The sequence below is a fragment of the Pelorhabdus sp. sgz311001 genome (genome assembly GCF_055901755.1).
In genome coordinates, this window is the sequence record NZ_JBVXUT010000001.1 from 611,744 (window position 1) to 633,868 (window position 22,125).

General features: G+C 41.8%; 27 protein-coding genes. 26 read left to right on the top strand and 1 reads right to left on the bottom strand.

Going from position 1 to position 22,125, the window contains the following annotated elements; translation table 11 throughout:
* Positions 1-34: 34 nt before the first annotated feature.
* The 10 genes from AC0MXB_RS03160 (at position 35) to AC0MXB_RS03205 (ending at position 6,656) form a co-directional block, all read left to right on the top strand.
* Positions 35-907 (top strand): DnaD domain-containing protein, encoded by an 873-nt coding sequence (locus AC0MXB_RS03160; protein WP_474038156.1) that lies wholly within the window; start codon positions 35-37, stop codon positions 905-907.
* A 5-nt stretch (positions 908-912) separates the two neighbouring features.
* Positions 913-1,518 (top strand): hypothetical protein, encoded by a 606-nt coding sequence (locus AC0MXB_RS03165; RefSeq protein WP_474038157.1) that lies wholly within the window; start codon positions 913-915, stop codon positions 1,516-1,518.
* Positions 1,518-1,673: a hypothetical protein gene (locus AC0MXB_RS03170; protein WP_474038158.1), complete on the top strand. Its 156-nt coding sequence runs from the start codon at positions 1,518-1,520 to the stop codon at positions 1,671-1,673. The genes AC0MXB_RS03165 and AC0MXB_RS03170 overlap by 1 nt, the downstream gene beginning before the upstream one ends.
* On the top strand, positions 1,670-1,927 hold the full coding sequence (locus AC0MXB_RS03175; RefSeq protein WP_474038159.1) for a hypothetical protein: 258 nt from the start codon (positions 1,670-1,672) through the stop codon (positions 1,925-1,927). Before AC0MXB_RS03170 ends, AC0MXB_RS03175 begins: the two co-directional genes overlap by 4 nt.
* Positions 1,899-2,435 carry a Holliday junction resolvase RecU gene (locus AC0MXB_RS03180; protein ID WP_474038160.1) on the top strand — a complete coding sequence of 179 codons (537 nt, stop codon included), beginning with the start codon at positions 1,899-1,901 and terminating at the stop codon, positions 2,433-2,435. Before AC0MXB_RS03175 ends, AC0MXB_RS03180 begins: the two co-directional genes overlap by 29 nt.
* 140 nt (positions 2,436-2,575) lie before the next feature.
* Positions 2,576-2,878, top strand: a complete 303-nt coding sequence (locus AC0MXB_RS03185; RefSeq protein ID WP_474038161.1) for a hypothetical protein — start codon at positions 2,576-2,578, stop codon at positions 2,876-2,878.
* Positions 2,835-3,575 (top strand): hypothetical protein, encoded by a 741-nt coding sequence (locus AC0MXB_RS03190; protein ID WP_474038162.1) that lies wholly within the window; start codon positions 2,835-2,837, stop codon positions 3,573-3,575. The genes AC0MXB_RS03185 and AC0MXB_RS03190 overlap by 44 nt, the downstream gene beginning before the upstream one ends.
* Positions 3,576-3,613: 38 nt before the next feature.
* Positions 3,614-5,077, top strand: a complete 1,464-nt coding sequence (locus AC0MXB_RS03195) for a DUF5651 domain-containing protein (protein ID WP_474038163.1) — start codon at positions 3,614-3,616, stop codon at positions 5,075-5,077.
* A gap of 345 nt (positions 5,078-5,422) precedes the next feature.
* Positions 5,423-6,151, top strand: a complete 729-nt coding sequence (locus AC0MXB_RS03200) for a hypothetical protein (protein ID WP_474038164.1) — start codon at positions 5,423-5,425, stop codon at positions 6,149-6,151.
* Positions 6,084-6,656 carry a hypothetical protein gene (locus tag AC0MXB_RS03205; RefSeq protein ID WP_474038165.1) on the top strand — a complete coding sequence of 191 codons (573 nt, stop codon included), beginning with the start codon at positions 6,084-6,086 and terminating at the stop codon, positions 6,654-6,656. The genes AC0MXB_RS03200 and AC0MXB_RS03205 overlap by 68 nt, the downstream gene beginning before the upstream one ends.
* Before the next feature lie 245 nt (positions 6,657-6,901).
* Here AC0MXB_RS03205 and AC0MXB_RS03210 read toward each other — a convergent pair whose 3' ends face one another.
* Positions 6,902-7,309, bottom strand: a complete 408-nt coding sequence (locus tag AC0MXB_RS03210) for a hypothetical protein (RefSeq protein ID WP_474038166.1) — start codon at positions 7,307-7,309, stop codon at positions 6,902-6,904.
* A gap of 90 nt (positions 7,310-7,399) precedes the next feature.
* Between AC0MXB_RS03210 and AC0MXB_RS03215 the strand changes: the two genes are divergently transcribed.
* The 16 genes from AC0MXB_RS03215 (at position 7,400) to AC0MXB_RS03290 (ending at position 22,114) form a co-directional block, all read left to right on the top strand.
* Positions 7,400-8,173 (top strand): hypothetical protein, encoded by a 774-nt coding sequence (locus AC0MXB_RS03215; protein WP_474038167.1) that lies wholly within the window; start codon positions 7,400-7,402, stop codon positions 8,171-8,173.
* 105 nt (positions 8,174-8,278) lie between these two features.
* A complete protein-coding gene (locus AC0MXB_RS03220; RefSeq protein ID WP_474038168.1) occupies positions 8,279-8,536 on the top strand; it encodes a hypothetical protein in 258 nt (85 codons plus the stop codon).
* 251 nt (positions 8,537-8,787) lie between these two features.
* Positions 8,788-9,366: a hypothetical protein gene (locus AC0MXB_RS03225; RefSeq protein WP_474038169.1), complete on the top strand. Its 579-nt coding sequence runs from the start codon at positions 8,788-8,790 to the stop codon at positions 9,364-9,366.
* 159 nt (positions 9,367-9,525) lie between these two features.
* On the top strand, positions 9,526-10,785 hold the full coding sequence (locus tag AC0MXB_RS03230; RefSeq protein WP_474038170.1) for a hypothetical protein: 1,260 nt from the start codon (positions 9,526-9,528) through the stop codon (positions 10,783-10,785).
* Positions 10,786-11,193: 408 nt separating this feature from the next.
* Positions 11,194-11,574: an energy transducer TonB family protein gene (locus AC0MXB_RS03235; protein ID WP_474038171.1), complete on the top strand. Its 381-nt coding sequence runs from the start codon at positions 11,194-11,196 to the stop codon at positions 11,572-11,574.
* Between the two features lie 251 nt (positions 11,575-11,825).
* Positions 11,826-12,218 carry a hypothetical protein gene (locus AC0MXB_RS03240; RefSeq protein ID WP_474038172.1) on the top strand — a complete coding sequence of 131 codons (393 nt, stop codon included), beginning with the start codon at positions 11,826-11,828 and terminating at the stop codon, positions 12,216-12,218.
* Positions 12,219-12,228: 10 nt separating this feature from the next.
* The gene (locus tag AC0MXB_RS03245) at positions 12,229-13,590 is read left to right on the top strand and encodes a site-specific DNA-methyltransferase (protein ID WP_474038173.1); all 1,362 of its coding nucleotides are present in this window, start codon (positions 12,229-12,231) and stop codon (positions 13,588-13,590) included.
* A 72-nt stretch (positions 13,591-13,662) separates the two neighbouring features.
* On the top strand, positions 13,663-13,962 hold the full coding sequence (locus AC0MXB_RS03250; protein ID WP_474038174.1) for a hypothetical protein: 300 nt from the start codon (positions 13,663-13,665) through the stop codon (positions 13,960-13,962).
* Positions 13,963-14,000: 38 nt separating this feature from the next.
* Positions 14,001-14,756, top strand: coding sequence for a phage terminase small subunit (gene terS / locus AC0MXB_RS03255; RefSeq protein WP_474038175.1), 756 nt, complete (start codon positions 14,001-14,003; stop codon positions 14,754-14,756).
* Positions 14,741-16,153, top strand: coding sequence for a terminase (locus tag AC0MXB_RS03260; RefSeq protein ID WP_474038176.1), 1,413 nt, complete (start codon positions 14,741-14,743; stop codon positions 16,151-16,153). The genes terS and AC0MXB_RS03260 overlap by 16 nt, the downstream gene beginning before the upstream one ends.
* Before the next feature lie 232 nt (positions 16,154-16,385).
* A complete protein-coding gene (locus AC0MXB_RS03265; protein ID WP_474038177.1) occupies positions 16,386-17,747 on the top strand; it encodes a hypothetical protein in 1,362 nt (453 codons plus the stop codon).
* The gene (locus AC0MXB_RS03270) at positions 17,731-19,401 is read left to right on the top strand and encodes a hypothetical protein (protein ID WP_474038178.1); all 1,671 of its coding nucleotides are present in this window, start codon (positions 17,731-17,733) and stop codon (positions 19,399-19,401) included. The genes AC0MXB_RS03265 and AC0MXB_RS03270 overlap by 17 nt, the downstream gene beginning before the upstream one ends.
* The gene (locus AC0MXB_RS03275) at positions 19,401-19,640 is read left to right on the top strand and encodes a hypothetical protein (RefSeq protein WP_474038179.1); all 240 of its coding nucleotides are present in this window, start codon (positions 19,401-19,403) and stop codon (positions 19,638-19,640) included. The genes AC0MXB_RS03270 and AC0MXB_RS03275 overlap by 1 nt, the downstream gene beginning before the upstream one ends.
* Positions 19,641-19,867: 227 nt before the next feature.
* Positions 19,868-20,626 (top strand): hypothetical protein, encoded by a 759-nt coding sequence (locus AC0MXB_RS03280; protein WP_474038180.1) that lies wholly within the window; start codon positions 19,868-19,870, stop codon positions 20,624-20,626.
* 14 nt (positions 20,627-20,640) lie between these two features.
* Positions 20,641-21,009 (top strand): hypothetical protein, encoded by a 369-nt coding sequence (locus tag AC0MXB_RS03285; protein ID WP_474038181.1) that lies wholly within the window; start codon positions 20,641-20,643, stop codon positions 21,007-21,009.
* A 55-nt stretch (positions 21,010-21,064) separates the two neighbouring features.
* Entirely contained in the window at positions 21,065-22,114 is a 1,050-nt protein-coding gene (locus AC0MXB_RS03290; RefSeq protein WP_474038182.1) for a major capsid protein, read from the top strand.
* Positions 22,115-22,125 lie beyond the last annotated feature (11 nt).

Genomic DNA, 22,125 nt, shown 5'->3' on the forward strand with positions numbered 1-22,125 from the left:
GGCCTGCACAAACAGATTTAAGTAAGGATGTGCAATGATGGCAAGGAAACGAGAAATTCACCCAGGCTTTTTTAAAAATGAAGACATTGCCGCTTTACCGGCCCTCGCCAGACTGTTGCTGATTGGTATGTGGACTATCGCTGATCGGGAAGGTCGGCTAGAAGATCGGCCTAAGAAAATAAAGATGGAGCTTTTGCCGGAAGATGAATGTGATGCGGAAGCCCTTGTTAATGCCATTGCTGATAAAGGGTTTATCATGCGGTATGAAGCGAACGGAAATAAATACATTCAAATTAATAACTGGAAAAAGTATCAACACGTTCATCCTAAAGAGACTCACAGCGCTATCCCTGCAATGGAAAGCGACACTCTTTTAACGGAAGAGAAGAGTCCTGAAATAACCTCGGGCGAATTAAAAGTAACTCCTGCTAATGCCGAAGAACAGCCAAAGGTTTACCCTAGGCAAACCCAAGATGAATCTTTTCGGGCTATTCCTTCTTTTACTTCTTTTCCTTCTTCTACTTCTTTTAAAAGAGATGATGATACGCGCGCGCGTGATGTTGTGGATAACTCAGAACGACAAGGCGATCTTTCACTTGTCCGTAAACTGGAAGGCAAATATGGGCCTCTTTCGCAGATCGAAATCAATTGCGTATCCGAATGGCAGCTATCTTTCCCTGAGGATGTTGTTGAGGATTGTTTTGAGAGATATAAGTCTCAAGGTGGTAGTGGTCGAAAATACATGGACACGATTTTTATTAACTGGAAAAAAGCCGGAGTCAAGTCCATCGCTGATGTTAAAGAGCAAGATGCCCTGTTTGAGCAACGACGGAATAAGACGTTTGGATCAAGAGACAGACCACCAGATAATGTGTCTAGTGTAATGGCTGCAGCGTTGGGAGGTTGATGATAGTGGGCTATGAAGTTGCAAAGAAATTTGATTTGTTACAGGTTAGAGAGCTTACTGATCATGAGAAGCAATATGCTATGCAGTTGACGCCTCTATTACATACCTGCGTAAATGCCAAAAATGTTGATGCGAATCAGATCAGGGCCTATGCAATTGCGCTTTCGGACATGGACTTAGGGGCTGTATCTGCAGGGGTTACGCGGTGCATGCGGACGAATACATTTTTCCCTTCGATTCCTGAGATTCGCGAAGCCGCCCAGGTCATGGAAGAGCATGTGATGGGAACGGCTATGAAGACCGCTGATGAAGCATGGAAAGAGGTTCTAGAGCAAATTCAGGTCGCGCATATTTACAAGACACCGCAATTTTCAACGCCAGAAATTGAAGTTGCCGCTAGGCGCATGGGATGGATTGATTTGTGCCAGACGCAATCGGATAAGACGTCAATCGTTAGAGCTCAGTTTTTTAAAATATATGCTTCTGTTTGTCAGCAAAAACGTGAAAAACGTATTAACGATCAAGTCTTACAGACTCTGAGTGGATGTCAAATGATCAAGTCTCAGGCAGTCACGAAGCTGATTGATACAACGGCGAAGGAGATGAGCTGATGGACATTCGTAAAATTTCGCCTGTGATGCCGCCGAGTATCGTTCAAAACTCTTTACAAAAGCAGGAGAAAGAAGCGAGAAAATCTGCCAAGGCAGGAGATTTTAAAGCGCTGCTGCAGCGGGAACTTTCGAAAAGAGCGGGGGGAAAGACGTGAGCGAGCTAGATAGACGAAAGTGCGGACTTTTAAAGGCTGCAGCCATTGAGACGGCCAATAGCGAACGAACGCCAATCGTGGGCGGCTTTAGTCACAGTGATCGGCGTGAATACTGCGTGAACGGTATGTCTGTTAGAAAGATGGACCCGGAAAAAATTGAGCAGCTGCTCGCTAAAGATCAGAAAAAATGGGGGAAGAAATTGAGACCCGTAAAGGAAGGCGTTTATGGCAATTATAAACGGTTACGCAAATAGTTACGCCAACAGGGGGCAGCCTCTTGAGCATTTCATCATCCAGGCAAATGCGTATTATCGCCATCGGCAGGTTGCTGTGATTGAGAAGATGCCAACGGAGTGGATTCCTCTCAGAAACAATACGGGAAGAATTATTTCGGCAAAGGTGGAGCATAAAGCTGCAGTCGATTTCTTTGGAATATATAAGGGGCGTGCGGTGGCGTTCGATGCTAAGAATACAAATAGTGACAAGATTGAATTCAAGCGAGTTGAAGACCATCAGGCAGCTATTCTAGATGATTGGCAGGCTCTCGGTGGAATTACCTTTATCTTCGTTGGCTGGCAGATGAAGCGGTTTTTCGTAGTTCCGTGGAGTTACTGGCGAGAGTGCTTGACGGTTTATAAAGCAAAGAAAAAGCCAGCATCAATAAAGATTGCTGACTTTCGCCCGGAGTGGGAGGTTCGCGAAGGTGGGCCATTCATTTTAGATTACCTAGGAGTTGCAGAAAGATTAGGGCTGATTTCATAGGGGGAATGGATCGTGGAATCTTTAAAACAGTTGAATTCGCGTGATTTGATATGCCCACGATGTGAGAATGAAGAGCTTCACCCAGGGCAACGATTTTGCCAGATTTGTGGGCTGGAGCTGAATAAGGAGGCTGATCGCTAGTGGCATACGGTAAAATCAACACGCTTTGCGTTTACGGTCCGAATAGAATGGAAACATATGCGGTTGGCGACAAAGTTGCTGGGTTAGGTGAGTTACGGGAGATTGCAGAAATCAATGATGTTAGTGTTGTTGTTGGAAACACCATATTTTGCGGCTACGAGCTGCTTGATAAAAATGGAGATATTATTGCTCGTTTTGAATTTGGAACGTATGCAAAATGGATAGATGAGCCGGAACCGGAGTTAGGAGGCGCAGCGAGTGACAGCGGAAGACATCAGGAATGCCCTGGAAAATCGCTATAAGCAGCCAGAGTGGGCGCTGTTTTTCGAAGTAGCCAACGGCACTGGCTCCAATTGCAAAAGACATGCTGATGCATTGGCAATGAATATGTATCCTAGCCGGGGTCTTGCAATCATTGGTTTTGAGATCAAGGTTAGCCGCAACGACTTAAAGAAGGAACTTGATAATCCTGATAAAGCCGAGGAAATTGCTCAATTTTGTGATGAGTGGTGGCTTGTAGTGCCAGAAGGATTAATAAAACCAGATGATTTAATTCCGGCCAAATGGGGCGTTTTGGAGTGCAAAGGGGATAAGGTCAGGATTAAAAAGAGGGCTGGCAGTTTATTGCCTCAGCCGGTAACCCGGGAGTTTGTAGCTGCTATTTTTAGATCTGCGGTTAAGGCTGATAATGAGGCTTTGGCGCTAGCTCGTGAAGAAGCCTATCAACAGTACAGAAAAGAATTTGATACGGAATTGGAATCACGTGTGAAAACTGAAACTCGGCGCTTGCAAAATGTTGTTGAGAAAATACACGAATTTGAAAAGATTACCGGCGAAAAATTCAGTGGCTATATTGATGCAGAGGAGCTGGCCGAACGGTGGCAGCTCGCAAAAAATATTCAGTCTCTATACGGGAAATATGGTACCTTGCAGCGAGTAGCCAATGCGGCTGAAAAATTTTTAGAGGAATTCAACGGGGTCGTTGTTACCAAAAGTTGATATTTTTGTAAATACACAATATTGGGGGAGGATTAACCATGAATTCTTATTTGTCAAAAGAGGAAAAAGATAAATTTGTTCGGGCGACAGCAATGCTCGCTTTGATTGATGAGGCCATCGAAGAGTATTCCCAAGTGAAAAGTATTCCATCGGAATTTTTGAAGTACTTGCGCATGGGGCGAAGCTGGCTTAATAAAGCTCTCGAAATGCGGTCAGCGGCTTTGGATGATGATGCAAAAAGAGATTTCATGAAATATGTACTTGATAGAGAATATGTCTTTGTTCGCACCGCTGAAGCGAAAGAGAGATGCATGGAAATGGCCGCAATGGACACGGTTCTTCACATTGACCTAGCGGATTTTGAAGCATGGTATTCATCTGTGATCGAAACGACTTGCAAGACTTGTTATAGCAAGGAATATAAAGAATGCCAGATTCGCGAAGTATTGACCAAATATGGAGTATATCCGATCGATGCGGCGGCAACAGATAAATGCCAGTATAGCTATATTGGAACGCCAGAGGCCGAAGATCTGCCGGGGACAGCCGTGGAAAATGTGCCCTTAGAGGTCTATAATGCGGCACTGGCAACACTCAACTTCATGCGAGACACCGTGAACGAAAAGTACTTACCTCGAATTAAGCAGCTTGAAGTAGAGATTGAGCAGTTTCAAACAGTTCATGAAGATGATCAACTCAAGGAAAAACTTGTTGATCTCCTGTATTTTCAAGATGACAGATCTGAAAATCCAAGCAATGCTGACATTATTGACTGCGTAAAAGATCTTTGCAATCAGTTTGATGAGCAAGCCAAAGAAAATAAATTGCTTCAGGCTCAGGTTAAGCAGCTCGAAGAAAAAATTACAGATGCAGCCGCCGATCAGGAGCAGGCAAAAGAAAAATACCCCGTTCAAATCATCTTGAACAGCGGCATCAGTTTCGAAAATTTATTGCCTGCGCATATGACGGAAATCATCATTGACGAAATTCAGCGGCCCAAACATGCACGAAGCACTGTAGCTCAGTTTGTAGACGGCGAATTTATTGCGATTGATCTACAGGAGATTGCTGGTATTCGTGCGGACAAGCTGCCTACAGGCGAATGGGTTAAGCAGCGGACGGAAAGAAGGCATACTCCATATGGCGTGGATAAAGGACCAATCACACCGGCAGCAACGAATCATCCGGCATCAGGACATTATCGAGTCGAGTGCCGTTGTGGCGCCGAATATTTTGCGACCATGAGTAAAGGGAGAAATAAAGCTCTTTGCCGGATCTGCTCGGCTGCAGTTTTTTCTGATTATAATGCGGATGGCGGAACCGATCAGGAAGGGAATCACTCCACATTGATGACGAACCGGTATTTTGTTAAGCGAGAGAATATGATGCCCGGCATGGCGAGTGAAACTCTGGTAAAAGAATCGGAGTCTACCGAGCAGCCGGAACCGAAAACAAATATCGGCAAAGATTATGTTGATCCACTGAACTCTTTGGTGGGGTAGGAATATTTATATAAACCATTTTCTGGAAATACAGTTGATGACTTCGTGGCTAGGGGGGCACAGCGCCTCCCTAGGAGCACAGAGCGTGATTGTCGGTTATCTATTAAGCGTGGTCAGGCAGTAATTTCTCTGCGGATTATTAGCTGTATGGAGACAAGGATATAAATTGGGAAGGTGATATTTAGATTCATGATTACGTAGATATCTTTTCTTCTGAATATTTTTTTCATGTTTCGTTTGGGCAGTGATTGTGCTATGTAAGTACGAATTTTAAAGGAGTTTTACTTTTCTTATTGAAATAATATCAGAATTCGCTAAATTATGTGGGAGGTTATGGTTTCTATAATGGCTAAAAAAACATATATTATTAGCAAAAGTTATCAGGAAAAATTGCATTCAGTTTTAATAAAAGGCCTTATATTAGGATGGCGATCTCGAGGCGGGGCTGTAGATGATATATTAGAAAAGGTTAGTAGTATTTCGAAATATTTTGACATAGAAAATATGGAAAAGGTTCTTCGAAAGAAACATCATACCTTATTAGAAAAAGAGTATAAGGTATTGCATAGTTTGGCTAAAAGATATTCGATATATTTGTATGATTATTCAAAAGATAATACACTTGGATGTTTACATAATTCTAAAATTATTGATGATAATACAATTGCTTTAGCAAAAAGTGAATTAATAGAGAGTAATATGAGTATATGTCATATGTATCCTTGTAGGCCAGAGTTTATGTCAAGCGTTGTTAGTAACAGTAGAATTCTTTATTGTAAAAAAAGGGGCACAGAAAGAGGGAGTGGAGTACAGCTTGAAAGATTCGGATCATTTGCATTCGCAGGAGAAGCTGCAAAAATCAAGTTCAAGCCAAGAACAGAAGTCAAAGGAGCAATTGCAGGAACAGAAGCAGGAGTACGTAAATGGGCAATTGCGAGGACAGGGTCATGTGCAGTTGCAGGAGGAACTAAGAAAGCCAAGCTTAAGACAAGATCAGGAGTCAAAGGTGCAAGAGCAGGAGCAAGAGCTAGAGCAAGATCCATCACAAAAGCAATTGAAAGAAGGAGATCCTAGAAAGACGGATGTTTTTCCTGATGATGATAGTAAAAATAAAGCAGTTGGTTATATTATAGAATCTTTAAAAATGTATATAACTATTTCTCTTGGATTCATAGCAGCATTAATAACTTTTCATGTTAAGTTTGTCCTACCTAATTCTATTCCCTGGTCAAGTAGTTTTTTGTATGCACCAATTGTTTGTTGGAGTTTATGTGCTGTGCTTAGCGTAATAACAATCAATTGTTTCATAGAGGATGTCTATTTTAAAAAAATCAATATTTACGAGAAATGGAAAACAGTCTTAAATAAAGCGGCTATTATTTTCTTTTTAATAGGTCTAGTATGTTCAGGGGTTTATATTTATAAAACAACCTTTATTGAATTGCCAAAAGATCATACGAATGATGATATGAAAGTAAAAATTCATATGAATCAAGTAGAAGTTGAAGGTAATAGAACGAGAGTAAATGTAATAAATGATGAAAGCGGAAATATAAAGCAAGTCATCATAAACGAATAATTTATATATTTTAATGGGACTGTAGAATGTGTGAAGAATTCTCTGTATCTTGGATCTTCTATAATAAATTTTAAAATGATTTTTAATAACTAACATAAAGTTAGGAAAACAGGTATTTGCTTGTTTTCCTAACTTTATAACTTTTTATAGCAGTTAGACTTCATATAAAATCAATAACTTTCCATAGATTTTTATAAAATTACGGATATGTATGCTCCAGTTTTTTTGTGTTCTAAACTGGCAGTTTATCCAAGAGAATCAATTATTGACTTTAGCAGATGAATAAGAACATCTTGTATATCGGTAAGTTTTGTTCCGTCAGTATCAATTAATTCATTTTTTCCTTGAATCATTTGATATTGTAAGCTCGAATTAGCCGCATCTGACATTTCTGCTTTGGTCAGCAGAAACTCGAATACAGTTTCAACAAAAACGATTAATTTTGAAATATGTACCCCCCAATAGCGAGAATAATATATCAATCCGTTATCATTTGTAAAAAAGATGTCCTGTTGGTTTTTCTGTTCGTTATCTAAGGCGTCTGTAGTCATAACCTTAAACAATAAATTTTTTTTATCCCCAAAAACGAAGCATGTAGCACCATCATGTATTATGAAATCCCTGTCTATGCGGAGTTGTTGAAACCAATTCATATTTAAGAGAGTGCTTTTTACTTCTATGTTATTTGCAACATACTTTTAATTAAAGAAGGTAGTAAAACGAAATGAAAGGATTGGTGTTGTATGGATAGTCAAACTGTTGAAGCATTTGCGAAAGTACTTGGTAATATAATTAGTCAGAATGCCACGTTGGAAGCTGCTAATAAGGCTTTTTATGCCTCTATGGCTGCGTCAGTTACATCTATAATAGTATGTATTATTACTGTTTGGGTGAATTATCAAATGACTATGAGTGCGAAAAATAAGGAATATAAAAATGATTACTATAAGAAAATTTTAGATAAAAGAATAGAAGCCTACGACGAGTTGAATAAACTATTATTTTTGCTTGATCAATTTCAGACAATTATAGTGAACGGTCATTCTCGTTATCTTCACCATATATTCACGAATTCAGAAGTTTTTGGTAAAAGCATAGATCAAATGCATTCTGCAGCTAAGTTACACACTTGGTTAGAAGAGGATACATTGCAAGAGTTGAATAGAATTAATACATTTCTAGTGGCGTCAGGTGATTATATACGAAGTCACCGTAATACGCAACTACTTCAATATTTTATTGATAAATATGAATGGAGTAGTGAAAAACAGATTGAGCAAAAGGGAAACATGGAAGCAGAAATCAAAAAAAATAAGTCGATATTTAAGGAAGTAGGATATCAAATAATAAATGGGGATGAAAACTATATAATAGTTGGGATGATGCTGGTCGTAGAGATGGCTATTATTTGTAAGAGTTTAAGAAGTTGCATCTCTAAAGATATGCTAAGTTTGCATGAAGTAGATAAATTTCTTAAAAATAGTAGGAATAAGTTAACTGTTGAAAGCACCGACTAAGGTGCTTTTTTTATTTCAATAATAAAAGCAGACCAGACAAATTTTTAAAAAGTTTGTATACTATGTCAGATGAATAAGCAAGTAGTCAAAAGAGGGGGACAGGCGGTGAATGACAGGCAGCGACTGATAGCTAAAACCAAGAACAATCTAGTTATGGTCAATAAGAATCGCCAAGATGTAATAGAGCTAACAAGTAAGTTATTCGAAAGAGTTTTTTTGTCATTATATTCTGCAATTGTTTCTCCGATGAAAGTGCTTGGGGAAAAATTACATGATGCGGGGAGGCTAATTAATGAAAGGAAACTGCCCAATTGCACTTCGGCTTGTGTGTCGCCAGACATGCGGCTGTTGCCAAAATTGTAAGAAGTATTGCCGAGATCGATGCGGATTCAGCAAGAATAAATAAAAGGTGGTGGATTGTATGCTCGAAGTGGCAGAGTTCATATTTCAAGATTTTGGGCACTGGTTTGGCGCTTTCTTATTAATCGTGGCTTTATCCGGTGGGGTTCAAAGATTTTTTAGAGAGATTTTTAAATAAATAAAATTGGGCGGTAATGACCGCCCTTTTGGTGTTTTATTTTATAAGGCGCTTTTTAGGGGGAGGATTGATTTACATGGGGAGAAATAATACTAAACAAAATTTTACGCAAGAGATGATTATTAAAATTGCAGCGGAAGCTGCTGTCCAGGCTACTATAAACTGTTTGCAGCAAGAAAAAATTAAGGAAGTCAAATCTCGCCAGAAGCGTCGTCTATTTAATACAAAATTATTATTAAAACATTATCCATTACTCAAGGAACACTGCGAGGAAGCTGTATATGACTTACCTAAAGCGGCTATCAATGAAAGTGCAATCGACATTTTAGATGTTTTGGATCAATGTGATTCTGACATTTATATTGAATCAATCAAAAAGAGTATAACTCGAACCTATATTATACTTACACATATTGAAAAAATGATGCGGCTTTATAGAATCTATTGTGAGACCTATGGGAATAAGGAAGATGAGCGGCGTTATAGAGTAATTAATAAAGTTTATTTCGAACAAGTAAAAGTTGATGATGTTGCTGAGCAAGAAGGCATTGATAGAAGAACATGTTATCGTGACATAAATGATGGTTGCGAAAAGATAAGTTCGCTTATCTTCGGCATTGATGGCCTTTCCACAATGTCACAAAGTCGTCACTGACATGTCATTTCAACCGTGATATAATGATAGTGTGAAAATTTTATGAGGAAATGAATTGAGCCGCCTTGAATTGGCGGCTTTTGCTTATATTAGAGGTTAACCGATAGCCTTATTAGAATACTTTAAATTACACTGAAAATATAGATGGGGCTGTTAGAATTGGGCGGTTTATTTGAAAATCTATTATTTATATTTTTATTCATTAGTGCATTTTGCTGGTGGACGAAGAAATACAAAAAGAATACGTGGTTTGTAGTGCTTTGGTTTATAGCGATGCCAAGTTTAATTTCTATGATTTTTGTCTTGCTTAGCAAAGAGGTTATGGAAAACTATCAATTTATTTTATTGTTGTTTAGTTATCCTTTGGTCTGGTGGATAGGCATCTACATATTTGATTCTGCAGAATATAAAGTAGCAATGTCTTTAATTGCAGCTGTTTTTACTTCTGTACTATCATATGTGGCTTATTACTGGTATGCTAAAACAAATCCAAGTCCAAGTCCCTCTGAACTTGACTGGCAAAGGTTTTTAAGTATTCTAGTTTCTCCATTAATTAGCGCGGTTGCGTGGGGGAAGTTCTTTAATGATTATAAAGATCGGCTTAAAGAGAAAGGAATAACATTGAAGCAACATTTAATAAATAAGATTTTGTCTTGGATTTCTGAAAGAGATTCATTTAAATTATTTAAGGATATAAAAAAGGGCTTTACACAGAACTCAAAGCAAAGTAAGAAATTTCAGAGCTTGGTTGCAAGAAGCAATTCGTCTTCAAGTCGGATTGCAGATAGTGTGCTATTAGTCTCATCTGTCGGCGTATTATTTATAGTAGGGCTATTTTCTTTTCCTCAGTTATATTTTCAATGGAATGATAATATGAAGCCTTTAAATGAACTCATATCATTTGCGAGTTTTTTTATTACTTTGTTAGCATTAATTGTTGCTGCTTTAGCTTATAAGAATAGTATTATGAGACCGCGTCTGTCTTTGAGCGTGTACCCTTATTTACAGAGTAGTTCTGAAGTGAAAATAGAAGTTAATGAAAAGGGGATTATAGTTGGAGGCCGACCTCATAATGAATGGTTTATTAATTTATCAAATATAGGGGAAGCGGCTGCAAAGTACTCTATGGTTGAAATGATATTTAATTTTGGTAAGCATGACGCAAAATATTTTAATGAAGATGAGTTTAATGGATGGCAGGGCGTTGCATATGCTTATGGTAGAGGTTTTTACAGTTTTCAATGGGTACCAGTAAATCCAGAAATAATACATCCTGGTTTTTCAGTAAAGTTACCTACTCTTTATTTTTTGGGTAAATGTCTTATGACAGATTTTACTGTGACTTTTAAATTTGTTGCTGACGGTGTTAAAGTAGCAACACTAACAATTCCGGTAAAAGTAGAATACAAGTCAAGTTAGATTGATATTAATAATGAAAAGAAAAAGTAGGATCGTCGAATATTGGCGATCCTACTTTTTTACAAATTGGTTAAATAGTGCGCCATCTGACAAGAGCATCCATGACACTATTTAACAAGATATCTAACATGGTTGGGTTTCTTTTAGCTTTGGGGTTATTCAGACGGCTAGTGATGGTATCATGAGAAACTCAATGAGTTTCTGCAAAATAAACACCCCCTTTGGATAAGAATATTATAGCATATTTTAGTGGCTTTTATAGACGATTGTAACATAACTGCCGGGATAAAGAGGTCAATACCATGGCTAATAGATGTAATTTTTGTAAATACTTGAACCAGAAGCGTGGCTTTTGTTTTGAAGGAACCTACATTTTTTTAGCGAATTTTATTTAAAGGTGATATTTTTATGAAAAAACAGGTTATATTAGCTATTATTTTATCTCTATTGTTTGGAGTTGTATCTTTAGCCGATGCAAGTGAGAAAAAAGATACTCCTATCATTGCATTCGGAACATTACACATTCCGCTTCGCTTTTTCCAAGAACATGTGGGAGAAAAAATGAAACTTGTTGTAAGTATAAGTGTTTTAAAGGACGGGATATTAAAAAGCGCTCAAATAGAGCAAAGTTCAGGTTATAAGGTTTTTGATAATGCATTTATTGATGCTGTTAGGAGAGGGCATTATTCTCCTCCTCATGATAAAGAAGGTAATCCTTGTGATTATTCACGTAAGATGCCAGTAATATTTGTATTTCAAGAGAAATCATCAGATGATACAGCAAAATAATCATTATAAGACTATTTTTAGAGCCGCGAGGCTCTTTTTTATTTGCAGAAAGAGGTGATAACCTTGCCCGATACATGCAATTTTAGAAAATGTTTGGACCAAAAGAACGGCTTTTGTATGGCGAAGGGAAAAGACATTGTGGATGGCCGCTGCCAGAGCATAGCTTGGTGCGATGATTTGGGTTCCGAGAATGCGCCGCCAATTGAGAGAAAGAACGGCAGTCTGAGGCGTCCGGATAGGAGACCGATAAGATGAAAAAAGCTAGTGAATTTACAATTCCACTGCATCCGACACCGCACCAAATTGAGGCCATGCTTGCTACTTGTTCAAATCAGATCGCTACTCTAGCGGATAAGCTGACGCAGTACAAGTCTGATGTGGCCATAAAAGATACGGCATATAAAAGAGCATTGGCTCGGGCAATTATAGCATCGCGGGGGAATGGAGTACCGGCGTCGATTGTTACAAAGACCGTGGAAGCTGATGACGCGGTGATTGAAGCAAGAGACGCTCTGGATATAGCTAATGCGATCTATGAGCTTGCTAAGGGGGAGTTTGATGGATGGGAGTCGCACTTCGTCGCCTTACGCAAGATAGCGGAAATAAGAAAGACTGAGATGCATACCGGCACAGGGCCGAGGTAAGGAGGATTTTATGGATATAGCAATACACTGCGCGTATGACGAGCTTATAGATGTCGCAGCGCTAATACCAAACCCGCGAAATCCTAATACGCACCCTCAAAGGCAAATTGAATTATTGGCTAAGATCATTAAGAACCAGGGCTGGCGCGCTCCTATTACCGTGAGCAACCGCTCTGGTTTTATTGTTCGCGGCCATGGGCGTTTGCTTGCTGCTCAGCATTTGGGATTAGAAAAGGCGCCAGTAGATCGGCAGGACTATGCATCGGACGCAGATGAGTGGGCTGATCTGATCGCAGACAATCGGATAGCGGAATTGTCATCTATAGATGATGCCTTGCTTGGTGAACTGATGTCAGAGATCAATGATATCGGTTTTGATATGGACCTCACTGGCTTTAGTGAAAAGCAAGTAGACAATCTTCTGTCTGACTTACGTGTGATCGAGGTTAAAGAAGATGATTTTGATGTTGCGGCTGCAGTCGAAGAAATCAAGGAGCCTATTACGAAGACGGGCGATATATGGCAACTTGGGGTACATCGGCTTATGTGCGGTGATGCCACAAAGATGGATGATGTGGAAAAGCTAATGGCTGGCGACTTGGCTGATATGATATTCACGGACCCGCCATATAACGTGGCCTACGAAGGTGGTACGAAAGATAAGCTCACGATCCAAAACGATAACATGTCGAGTGAGGCTTTTAATCAGTTTTTACATGCTGCTTTTTCGTCGATGTACGCTGTAGCTAAGCCAGGCGCTGCTATTTATGTTTGTCACGCAGATTCAGAGGGGAGTAACTTTCGTGGGAGCATGCAGGCAGCAGGATGGATGTATAAACAATGTTTGATTTGGGCCAAAAATCAGTTTGTACTTGGTCGCCAGGATTATCAATGGCAGCATGAGCCTATTTTATACGGATGGAAGCCTGGAGCTTCCCACCAGTTTTATGGTGGCCGCAAGCAAGGAACGGTAATAGAAGAAACAGCGCCTCTGACGATCAAGGAAGATGATCAAGGGGCGCTGCTTACATTTTCGGATGGTGTGAGGTTTGTGACGGTCCGGGTACCTGCTTACGAAATGCTGCAGTCAGGTGATGATAGCTTATCGACGGTATGGAGATTTGACAAGCCTATACGCAATGGAGCCCATCCAACGATGAAGCCGGTTCCTCTATGTGCCAGGGCAATTCAAAATAGCAGTAAGACTGGAGAGGTGGCACTAGATTTCTTTGGTGGATCCGGCAGCACGTTGATGGCTGCTGAGCAGACTGGCCGAGAAGCGCGGGTAATGGAGATCGATCCAGTATATTGTGAGGTAATTGTCCGACGATGGGAAGAGTTCACTGGTAGAAAGGCCGTGCAATTGCGATGATATGGTAAATAAAATGACAAAAGGCCGGATGCAGTAACATCCGACCCTTGCCCCAGAGATAGTAGAACGCCTGTGGCCACAGATGAGAAAAGACTACTATCTCGCCATTATTTTACATTATGGCTGGGGGTGTCAGCAATTACCAGGAAAAACCTAAAAGTCACAAAAGATGGTAAAGACTTGCTTTTACAACATCAAGCGACTGTTTTCGAAGGAATTCAAGAATCCAAAGAAAAATATCGCAAGATAGTTCAGGCTGGTATAGCCAAGTGGGTAAGCGATTTTCAAAAAGGTCAAATTGAGATCAAGTCTGTCGATGATTTAAAAAAATTAATCGAGCTTGATATTGAGCTGCAGCGTGACGAACTGTAGCTCTTTTATTTTATTGCGGGAGGTGGTGACTTGATGTAATGCCAAGAGAACGAAGTCCGAACAGAGATAAAGCAAAAGAACTCTGGATTGAAAGCGGCGGCAAAAAACCACTGATTGAAATTGCTGAGGAATTAGGCGTGTCTGATACTCTAGTCCGAAAGTGGAAAAATCTTGATAAGTGGAACGCTGCATTGAATGGTAACGTTACTAATCAAACGAATGGTAACGTTACCAAACGAGGAGCCCCAAAAGGTAACAAAAACTCTAAGGGGCATGGAGCGCCGAAAGCCAATAAGAATGGGCTTAAGACAGGCGCCTATGAATCTATTTGGTATCACTGTCTGACTGATGAGGAACGCGCAATTTACGACTCAATCAATACCGACACTCTTGCCCAGGTTGAAGAGGATCTTCGCCTCATTACCATTCGTGAGCGCCGCATGATGGAACGGATCAAACTCCTGATGGATGGCCTCACTGAAAACGAGAAGAAAATCCTCCAGGAACGCCTTGTTGAGAAGAAGGCCGTCGAAGTCTACGACGAAAAGTCCGGCCAAGTGAAGACAGTGACTGTGCCTGAGGAAAAGATGATTACGACCGAGATCCGCGAGACTCACTTTCGTGTGATTGATGATATCGTCAGACTGGAAGAAGCGCTGACCAAGGTTCAAGAGAAGAAAACGCGGCAACTGGCTCTGAAGCATACGATTGAAAGCGCAAACCAAAGCGGCAGCGGCACTGAGGCGGCAAAAACTCATGCTCAAGCGCTTGAGGAGGCTTGGAAGAACCGATGATTGAAGTCAGTTCGATTCTTCTTGAACCACGGGCCATGATGTTTTATGCGGATCATCCTGTTGAGTATGTGAAAGAGGTCATTGGTGCTACTCCTGATGAGAACCAAGGGCAGATTTTAGAAAGCTGTGGAAAGAATCAGCTTACTTCTGTTCGTTCTGGTCATGGCGTTGGTAAGTCAGCTGTCGAGTCCTGGGTGATCAAATGGTTTATGTACTCGAGGCCTTTCCCGAAGGTGCCCTGTACGGCACCGACTCAACATCAGCTGTATGATATTTTGTGGGCCGAGCTCAACAAATGGAATAGGCAATCGGCTGACGGAGATCTTTTTGAGTGGACAGCCGAAAGGTTTTATCACAAGGCACATCGCGAAGAATGGTTTGCGGTACCACGAACGGCATCAACACCAGACGCGCTGCAAGGGTTCCATGCTGACCACGTTTTTTACATACTGGATGAGGCATCGGGCGTAGCGGATAAGATATTTGAGCCTGTTCTTGGTGCTCTTTCTACCGAGGGAGCGCAGCTACTTGCTTGCGGAAATCCGACGAAGCTTGTTGGATGGTTTTTCGATAGCCATAACGATAACAGCGAATTGTACGCGACTTTTCACATTGATGGTCGTAAGTCCGGGAGGGTATCACAAGCCTTCGTTAAGATGATCATTGATATGTACGGTGAAGACAGTGATGTTTTCCGTGTGCGTGTTGCTGGAGAGTTCCCCAAAGCCATGCCTGATAGCTTAATTGCTATGGAATGGGTAAGGCAAAACAGCGAAAAGAAACTGCTTGTTGTTTTTCCTAAAGTCGTTGATATCGGCATCGATGTGGCTCGCTTCGGCGACGATGATAGTGTTATTTGTCCGTTATTTGATGATTACTACCAGCAAAAGCCTGAGGAGTATCACCATAACGACACGATGCAACTGACTGGCCGGACTGTTCAAATGATCGAGCGGTACAACGAGAAATATGATTTACCTCAGATCAATGTGAAAATCGACTGTGACGGCCTTGGCGTTGGTGTGTATGATCGCCTCAAGGAAATTATCAAAGAGAAGCAATGGAAGAATGTCAAGGTTTATGAGTGCCACTTTGGCGGTCGCGGTGGACGTCTCAGAGCAGAAGATCCGGTCAATTATGCAAACTCAGGCGGGTTGATGTGGGGCATGCTTCGTGAGCGCCTGCGTACTGATACCATTGTGCTTTGGTACAACGACAAGCAAATCAGTCAGATCAGTAACCGTAAGTATCGCGTTAACTCTGGCGGCGAAATCGAACTTGAAAGAAAAGAAGACATGAAAAAGCGTGGGCTAAAGTCTCCTGACATGGCCGACGCTTTAGCTTTGGCTTTGTGGAAGCCGCGCAAGTTTATTGCAAAAAGTTCGAGCAAGATTTAAGAAGGAGGTGGATGCCTTGGGAGAACGAGAAGCCGTTGAGGCTTATTCTGCATGGTTTAATGTTGATGACTACAAATTCCTCGAAGATGCCTATTATGGCCAGGGCGGTTTTAAAACAGGCGACTACCTGGTTCCGCACATCCGAGAGACACATGAAAAGCATCTTAGGCGTAAGCGGCTTGCTTACTATCTGAATTATGTCAGTGTCGTGGTCAATTCGCATGTTAACCCGGTGTTTCGAAAGAACCCTGAGCGGCAGTGGCAGACGAACGACCTTTTTTCACGCTTTATTGATGACGTGGACACACAGGGAACTCCTATGAGTCGCTGGATGAAGGAAGCGGGAAGACAGGCAAAGCTTCACGGTGTTTGCTTCTTGGTTATGGATAATGTGGCCGATCAGCCGATGAACATGGCCGATGTAATTAAAAATCGGGCATTTCCCTATGTCTACATGGTCACGCGAAAGCAGGTTACAAACTGTGTCTGCAACAAAGTCGGACAGATCACAGAGTTTTCCTACACAGTGGCTGCAGAAAGTTCTTCTGGTAGCCCCACAAAAACAGAGACTTGGATGTGGACTTCCACAGACTGGCTCTGTCAGCGAGCTGATGGTACGATCCATGCGGGAACTCACGGCTTGGGACGCTGTCCAGTTGTGCCGCTTTTGTCGCGCAAGAGCAGCCCTGGTAAGCTTATGCCGCAGTCAGAGTTTTATAACATTGCGCAGGCGAATCTAGCGCTATACAATCTGTGCTCGGAAATTCGTGAGCTGCAGCGGGCGCAGGCTTTTGCTATTCTTACCTATCCCTTATCCGATGATGGACAGGATAAAGAGGACGCTGCCGAGCTTGTTGTTGGTCCTGAAAATGTGCTGCCCTATGACGGGCAGCTCAGTAATAGACCGGAGTACATTGCGCCGCCAGCGGAACAACTGCAGCAACTCCGTGAGGAACGCTCTGACCTGATAAAGGAGATATTTCGCATGGCAGAGCTAAGCCATGTGACTGGCGTGGAAACGAAGACGTCTGGGGTAGCTAAGCAATGGGATTTTGAACAAGCCAACCAGGTCCTTGCTGATTTTGCCTTGAATTGCCAAGATGCAGAGATCAAACTGGCTATTTTATTTGAACTTTGGACCAATAAGAAGGTCGGTTATACCTGCAAGTACAGCGACGACTTCGGCATTGTCGACGTTGCTGGTGAATTGGATGAGGTGGCCAAGGCTATCGATCTAAATGTAAGCCCCGAATTTAATGTAGAGGTCAAGAAAAAGGCCGTAGCGGCTTATTTAAATGATATCCCTGAAGATCGATATGATGCTGTTATCGCTGACATAGAAGCCAGAGCCCAAGATGAGCGTTACACTGCCGATGGAACACAGATGAGCGATGCCATCACATTGCTTTCTGATGTTTCGTCAGGTGCCGTTGCACCGGAAGCAGCCGTCATTATGTTTATTGCCTTCTTCGGTATGGATGCAACTAAGGCGCAGGAGATGGTCGATAGTCAAAAAGCTTTACCACCTGCACAACCGCCACAAAATCAATTACCTCCAGTTGATAAGGTAACCAGCGATGGCAGCGCAGCGTAATCAGTTCACGCTAGAATATCTTAAGCTGATCGGCGAGTACAGCAAGGAGTTTCAGGCATTAGCTCAGCCAGTCGCTGATCGGGCGCTTGAACTAATTGATGATGGTATGGGTGTAAGTGAGGCTATTGCGAAGGCGTTAGCGGAAAACAAGTTCTTCGGTCGCAATCAGGACGTTCTCACGAACGTTCTTTTTCGTGCCGCGGCTTACGGCTACGGCATCGATCCCGATAAGGTGGCCAATCCTGCTGAAGTTAAGCGAAAGCTTCTCCATGAGGCGTGGGCGCCCGATAAAATGAATCTTTCCCAGCGGCTTCATGGGTCGTCGGCCAAGATCCGTCAGGAGATTGTCGATACGATTTCTTTGTCGATGCGGCAACAGAAATCCATTAAAGGCATGGCTATGGAGCTTTACGATGGATACAATTCAGGCAAGAAGGTCATTAAGCAAGCCGAGCTTGTCGATTATCTGGACCAACTACAAAAGGCGGCTAGACGGATTATGCAAGGCGAAGCAGATGCCTTAGGAGAATTTAATCGATCGCTTAAAGCAGCGCAAAAGAATATCGACAAGCTGGCTGCTCATGAGGCACCTACCCGGTCGCTGAAAGCAGCTTATCAAAAAGTTGTTGATGCTGCCAATGATCTTTCAGATAAGGCGCTCACTAATGCGGTTCATGTCGCCGTAGAAGAAAAGAGCCGGTATTTGGCCGAGCGCATTGCCAGGACAGAAATGTCAGCCGCCTGGGGCGAATCTTTTATTGCTAGATATCAAGATAATACAGATGTGATTGCTTACCGCTGGCGGCTAAGCAGTCGGCATCCTAGGACGGATATATGCGACTTTTATATGCATACAGATCTTTATGGTCTTGGCCCTGGCGTGTATCCTAAGGATAAATTGCCGCGGCATCCGGCCCACGCGCACTGTATGTGTCTGTTAGAGCCCGTTTTCGAGGGTGAGATTCATATGGATTTTGCTAAAGAGTCTAAAATATTGGATTCGGCGGCACTGAACAAGGCGGCCGGCGACGAATATCTTAAGACACTTTCGGATTTCGATCAGAAGCAACTGCTTGGTGCTGATGGATGGAAAGAATGGAAAGACGGTAAGGGGTGGCAGCAGTCGCTGAGAAATTGGGAACAACCGGCAAAGCCTGAAACGCGATTTGTTGCGCAGGATTTTTACGGGGGACTATCTCCTTCTGATCAAGTACTTGCTAATAACAAAGCAAGTGTTATAATTAGGGAAAGTGGTGCAAATAGTGGAGCTTTACAACGAGATAGTGATAAGGCACTTGAGCATGCTTTCCGTTATTATGAATCTGTAAGGCATATGAAAACAGATAGTGCTTCTATATCGCGTAATACTGGCATAAAAGAAGAGTTTATTGATAAAATAAAGGAGCATATATTTATCAATAAGCATGATCTCGGTGGTCCAGAACCAGAACGATTCTTTCCTGATTATGAAATGGCACAATCCTGGCAAAGGCTACTTAATGGTGAAAATATAAAAGAACGTGATATTACTTTGCTGAACCATGAATGGATGGAAAGATTCTTCATGGAACAAGGTTACTCGCAAATTAAAGCCCACCAAGAGGCTAATAAGCTATACAACTATCAAAAAATGGTAATGGGGGATGATGATTAATGGTATTTTTAAAAAACATCTTAAAAACAGACAATAAAATATCATGTAATTATTCTCCAGAAAACACAAAAGAAGTTGGTTTTGTTGAGGTTGATATTGAAACAAGAAATTATATAAAAAAAGAAACAACCAAGTATGACTCTGGTTCTGATAGTTATGTTTCAAAGGTTAGATTTAAACTATTAGATTTAGCTAAAATGGATAAGATTCCTACAGAATCACGTGTTGTCTGGTACTAATCGCCTAGCAGATAAATGTATAGGCGGTTTTTTTATTTCCCTTGAGAGGGGGTGAAAGCCATGATCAAGTTGCTCAAAACTGAATACAAAAATCTCCGTAAGTACGGGACCAAAGATCTTAAGCGAACCAAGTACGGTTACTACCTTATGGACGTTTGACGGCGGCTGTCTTGTAAAAGATGACAGTCGCTATTTTTATGCTCAAATTTAAGAGGAGATGATGAATTTTGACTTGGGAAGAATTTCTTGCAGCCCTGGGGCAATTGCCTGAAGGGCAAAAATTAATTGAAGCGATTAAAGCGATTGTAGCTGGTAAAGATGCCGAGATCAAAACAAAAGGTAAAGAAGTTACTACTGCAAAAACTGCGCAAAAGAAGGCTGAGACCGATCTAGCCGCGGCAAATGAACGTCTTGAAATCTTCCAGGATGCGCTTGAAATCGACGGCGACACAGAAGACCTGGACGAAGCCATTGCCGAGGCTAAAACAAAGCTACAAGCGGCGAAAGACGGCGACACAAAAGCTGCTGATCTAGCTCAGGTGCAGTCTGAATTGAAAAAAGTGCAGCGTGAGTATAAGAAGCTTGAAAAAATTAGCGCTGACAATGAAAAGCTTTTAGGCGAAGAGCGAGGCAAGCGCCATACCAGCATGAAAACCCAAGCCTTGTTGACTGCTTTAACGGAAAATAAGGCTATTAAGCCTGATCAGCTCGCGAAGCTTTTGCTCAACAACGTAAAAGTTGGCGATGATGACAATCTTGTTTTTGTAAGTGACGATGGCGATGAAATTCCTGTGGGGGAAGGCGTAAAAGGCTGGCTAGAAACGAATCAAGAGTTTGTGCTCAATAGCCAAAACCCTGGCGGCGGTTCCGGTGGGAGCAGCGGCAACGGCAAGCAAGGTAGCTTTGCTGAATCTATTTGGGAATCCAATAGACCGTCTGAGCGCATCCAAAAGGGCGCCGAATTTTACTTTGGAAATAATCGATAAAGGATGGTGTCAAAATGAAATTTGTACAAACTGATTATTTAAACACAAAGACGGTTTTGAAATTTCCTGACCATGTCGTATCAATCGCAGTTACAGTCGACGATACAGGTGTAACGGCTGATGCAGACGGCAAGAAAATTGTTCCTTGTGGTACGATTATCGGCGGTATTGGCGGTAAGGCCTTAGCAGATGACACATTGCCAGTCGGCTTGCAGAATGATACCGATGCTGAAGGTGTTCTTTTAAATGACGTTGATGTAACCTATGGTCCTGCTTCGGGTGCAATGGTGATTCACGGCTTTATTGATCTCGGTAAGTTGCCGACAGCTCCTGATCCTGCAGCAGTTACTGCTCTAGCTAGCCGAATTGTATTTATGAAGTAGAAAGGAAAGCTTTAGGGCTTTCTTTTTTTATGAAAAATTAGGAGAGTGAAAAAACATGCCAACTATTTTTGATTTGATTAATCCTACTGAAATCGGTGCTTACTGGAATAAGGCTACATCTAATAAGATACCTTATCTTGGTGAAGTCCTATTCCCGGCGAAGAAAAAAGCGGGGCTTACTTTATCCTGGATTACAGGAAGTCAAGGTCTTCCTGTTGCTTTGATGCCAGCCGAATTTGACACGGAGGCACCTATCAGAGAACGTATTGGTGTGTCCAGAATTGAAACTGAAATGGCTTTCTTCCGTGAAAGAATGGTCATCAAGGAAAAAGATCGTCAGGATCTCTTGCAAGCATTGGCAGCACAGAACGATGCTATGATGAATACTTTGGTTACCCCAATTTATGATGATGCTGGAAATCTTATTAGTGGTGTTGAAGTGCAGGCGGAACGGATGCGCATGCAGCTTCTTTCGACTGGGAGAATCGGTGTTGAAGCAAATCGAGTGCAATATAATTATGATTATAAATTCAAGGCGTCACATAAGATTAAACTTACAGGTACCGCCAAATGGAGTGACACTGTGAATTCTAATCCTTTGCAGGATATCATGGATGCACAGCAATTAGCGGAAGATGATACTGGGAACCGCCCGACAACAGCAATTTGCACACGGAAAACCTGGGGCTATTTGATGCAAAACGAAAAAATAAAAAAGGATATGAATGTCCAAAATGGCCAGAACATTATTTTGACGGATGTTGATCTACAGCGGTATTTCATGAATAAGATAGGCTTGAATATTGTCATTTATACGAAGAAATTTGCATTGACGGTTAAGGGAGCAAGTCAGCAGTTTTTCCCTGATGACGTATTTACACTACTGCCTTCTGGTGATCTTGGCAATACTTACTACGGCACGACGCCGGAAGAGGCCGATCTAATGACAGGAAAGAGTAGTGCTCAGGTTAAAATTGTAAATACTGGTGTTGCTGTGACATGTTATGTCAAGGAACATCCGGTAAATGTCGTAACCGTCGTATCCGCCATCACGCTGCCGAGCTTTGAGGCGGCTGACTCCGTAATCATCATGAATGTGGCGTAGAGGGGCTTAGG

What these genes read in the sequence shown, in the direction of transcription:
- AC0MXB_RS03160 (WP_474038156.1), top strand. Translation starts at nt 35, where the DNA reads ATGATGGCAAGGAAACGAGAAATTCACCCAGGCTTTTTTAAAAATGAA.
- AC0MXB_RS03170 (WP_474038158.1), top strand. Translation starts at nt 1,518, where the DNA reads ATGGACATTCGTAAAATTTCGCCTGTGATGCCGCCGAGTATCGTTCAA.
- AC0MXB_RS03180 (WP_474038160.1), top strand. Translation starts at nt 1,899, where the DNA reads ATGGCAATTATAAACGGTTACGCAAATAGTTACGCCAACAGGGGGCAG.
- AC0MXB_RS03195 (WP_474038163.1), top strand. Translation starts at nt 3,614, where the DNA reads ATGAATTCTTATTTGTCAAAAGAGGAAAAAGATAAATTTGTTCGGGCG.
- AC0MXB_RS03200 (WP_474038164.1), top strand. Translation starts at nt 5,423, where the DNA reads ATGGCTAAAAAAACATATATTATTAGCAAAAGTTATCAGGAAAAATTG.
- AC0MXB_RS03210 (WP_474038166.1), bottom strand. Translation starts at nt 7,309, where the DNA reads ATGAATTGGTTTCAACAACTCCGCATAGACAGGGATTTCATAATACAT.
- AC0MXB_RS03215 (WP_474038167.1), top strand. Translation starts at nt 7,400, where the DNA reads ATGGATAGTCAAACTGTTGAAGCATTTGCGAAAGTACTTGGTAATATA.
- AC0MXB_RS03225 (WP_474038169.1), top strand. Translation starts at nt 8,788, where the DNA reads ATGGGGAGAAATAATACTAAACAAAATTTTACGCAAGAGATGATTATT.
- AC0MXB_RS03235 (WP_474038171.1), top strand. Translation starts at nt 11,194, where the DNA reads ATGAAAAAACAGGTTATATTAGCTATTATTTTATCTCTATTGTTTGGA.
- AC0MXB_RS03240 (WP_474038172.1), top strand. Translation starts at nt 11,826, where the DNA reads ATGAAAAAAGCTAGTGAATTTACAATTCCACTGCATCCGACACCGCAC.
- AC0MXB_RS03245 (WP_474038173.1), top strand. Translation starts at nt 12,229, where the DNA reads ATGGATATAGCAATACACTGCGCGTATGACGAGCTTATAGATGTCGCA.
- terS (WP_474038175.1), top strand. Translation starts at nt 14,001, where the DNA reads ATGCCAAGAGAACGAAGTCCGAACAGAGATAAAGCAAAAGAACTCTGG.
- AC0MXB_RS03270 (WP_474038178.1), top strand. Translation starts at nt 17,731, where the DNA reads ATGGCAGCGCAGCGTAATCAGTTCACGCTAGAATATCTTAAGCTGATC.
- AC0MXB_RS03275 (WP_474038179.1), top strand. Translation starts at nt 19,401, where the DNA reads ATGGTATTTTTAAAAAACATCTTAAAAACAGACAATAAAATATCATGT.
- AC0MXB_RS03285 (WP_474038181.1), top strand. Translation starts at nt 20,641, where the DNA reads ATGAAATTTGTACAAACTGATTATTTAAACACAAAGACGGTTTTGAAA.
- AC0MXB_RS03290 (WP_474038182.1), top strand. Translation starts at nt 21,065, where the DNA reads ATGCCAACTATTTTTGATTTGATTAATCCTACTGAAATCGGTGCTTAC.